We start from the raw sequence: 2,542 nt of genomic DNA, 5'->3' as shown, positions 1-2,542 counted from the left end.
TGTCACATGTGCCGCTTCAAACAAGAAAACCAATCGCAACAGTGGCCACACCCATGCTCGACTTTACTGGTTTGGGTATTTTGCAAGAAGCTCAAACAGAACAATTTAATCTGCCTGTCTTTGGTAGCTTGCTACTGATGACTTATATTCCCGTCTCTTTATTCGTTATCACCGTAGTTCGTCGGCCGCTATTGCGTAAGCTCAAAATAGCCATGCCGGATGCCAGTGAAACGCGCTTATTTGAACAAGCCATCAGGCAGTTGTTTGGCTTGCTTCTTACCAGTACCTTCGTATTCTTATTTTTAATCTTCGGTACTGAAAGTCTGACGAGAACAATAGGGTCAGGCGCAATTGCAATGCTATCTTGTACTAGTGCCCTTCTGCTGCTAGGTTTGCTGACGTTATGTTTCAGGCGGCTAGATCACTACATACGCGGTTTTGTGTTGACGGGCGGACTAGCATTATCGGTAGTGTATGTAATACTTCACGCGCAATTTGGCTGGTCGCCTTTAAAAGAGATCTCCGGCAAAGAAGTAATAAAAGTGCTAAAAGTACCGCCTGAAATACTATCGCTCCCACAATTTCAAATAGCAAAAACCCAAGATATCATCGTAAACGCTTACGGTGGTGGAATCAGGGCTGGCTTGTTCACTGCGAAATTACTGGCAAGGGTTGACGATATGTCATGCGGTGAATTTGGACAAAAACTGGATCGCTTAAGCGGAGTGTCAGGTGGCAGCCTAGGTATCGCTATTTATGCCACTTTACGGCAAGAGTATGTTGCTAGCGGCGGCTGGCCCGCTGATTGTAAGAAGCAAATGCCAAGACTCCCTAATCTGGAACCATTAGTCAGTGAAGCGCTTTTACAAGATCACCTCTCGCCTATTCTGGCACGTATGATGTCTATCGACTTGGTACCTGGCATAACTCCTCAACGCGGGCAAGCTCTGCTCAATAGCTGGCAAGATGCCACCAAAAAAGTATTAATGAACTTGAAGTCACAACGAGTACCCAATGGAAGTAATGCAATCTCTTTACTCGCCCTAGCCAAACCCATTACTAAGCTAACTGCTGGGGTGATCCCAGCCCCCAAAATATATTTCAACAGCACCGATTCAGGAACTGGCCAAAGACTGTGGCTTTCAAATACTGGGAATCGGGGGGATGGCTTACAGAATAAGGGTGAGCTTGCACCTGAGTTTCAGGTAGGTATGGCAGCGTTACATAGTGCGCGCTTTCCATTGGTGTCTCCCTCTGGATCATTCCCAAAAGATGATGGTACCTACAAGCTCGTTGATGGTGGCTACGCCGATAACAGTGGCGCAGAGACATTGCGTGCTACTGGCAATGAGATAAGCGATGCTCACAAAAACTGGATCAATATCGATGGAAACCCACCAGTTGACTACTGTCCGACTCTGGAGAAAGCAAAAAAACGAGAAGTCTGGTCCGGATTGAATGCCCTCTTCGCAATTAGGGAAGCTCAGGCAGGGTTAGCGGTGGGCAGATTGGAATCCATCCTTAAGGACACTTATGTCGATATCGACCTCGACCAAGCATTTAGCAATACAATCTCTGACAAAAATTATCGTTGCGAATTTATCCATCGCATGCGTAGCGCTCCACTAGGCTGGTACCTCACAAAAAAAACTGCGGGCAATATGGATATTTCTGTTATGACGAATGCAAATAAAATCTGTGAAAAACTCAAACCTATTTGCACTGCAAATTAGAAAGTCGTTTCGGGAGTTTGGCATATGAGCACGGCATCTTGGTCAAACACACTGCCGTGCAACTTTAGGGAATCAACATCTGACGATAAAATCGGCGAGAGCAATGGGTCGCAATAATTAATATTTTGAACAGATGATCTAAAGTGCGACCCAAAGTATCCAATGTTCAATTCAATGGTTAAACCATGCGTCAATTCAAAGCATTTGCCCTGACCAGATCCTGGTGGCGACCATTAATCGTCATCACAACTTCGTTTCCACGTGTCATATGACTCACCAGTATTTCACTCGACTTTGTGAAGCGATGGCCAATTCGAATCGAATACGATTTGAATAGCCAGCTACCAATCGACTGAAAATAAACCGCCTCATCCAAATCACGCCATTTAACACCAGCAACACCTTTCTTCCATGGCAGGACGCCAGAATAAATCCAGACGCCAATATCATTAAAATAAAGGTGATAGCTCCTTAGTTCTAAGAATTGATACGCCGTGAAACCCAAAGACAGAAGTAAAACCACAATCCCGGCAACAACCGACGCACGCCATGCTAGTGGTGTAACAATACAGAATAAAACAAACCCGATCGCAATGACGCGAATATAGGCCGTCCATGATTTGCCTCCGAGGCTAGTAATATCGGAAGGAATAGCTGCACTGCTGTCTTGATCCATATTTACTCCAGTAACTGCGGTTTAAAAGAAATGTCTAAGGAGGTTCTTGCAAAACGAAACACCGGAGAGTAATTTTATTGCGAGAAGCGCAAAATAGATGAGAAAGGAGCGGCCATTTCTGGCAAGATGAAAG

Annotated in this window: 2 protein-coding genes; one reads left to right on the top strand and one right to left on the bottom strand. The window is 45.1% G+C overall.

Annotated elements, in window-relative coordinates; all coding sequences use genetic code 11:
• Positions 1–1,733: patatin-like phospholipase domain-containing protein (locus tag AAKU61_RS22380; protein WP_503012679.1), on the top strand; the 1,733-nt coding region annotated here is incomplete at its 5' end.
• 190 nt (positions 1,734–1,923) lie between these two features.
• On the opposite strand, the gene AAKU61_RS22375 is transcribed toward AAKU61_RS22380, so the two are convergent.
• Positions 1,924–2,409 (bottom strand): hypothetical protein, encoded by a 486-nt coding sequence (locus tag AAKU61_RS22375; RefSeq protein ID WP_354335819.1) that lies wholly within the window; start codon positions 2,407–2,409, stop codon positions 1,924–1,926.
• Between the last annotated feature and the right edge of the window lie 133 nt (positions 2,410–2,542).

The organism is Undibacterium sp. GrIS 1.2 (genome assembly GCF_040544435.1).
Taxonomy (GTDB): Bacteria; Pseudomonadota; Gammaproteobacteria; order Burkholderiales; family Burkholderiaceae_D; genus Undibacterium.
The sequence above is the reverse complement of the archived record's forward strand: the minus strand, read 5'-3'. Positions and strand labels throughout refer to the sequence as shown.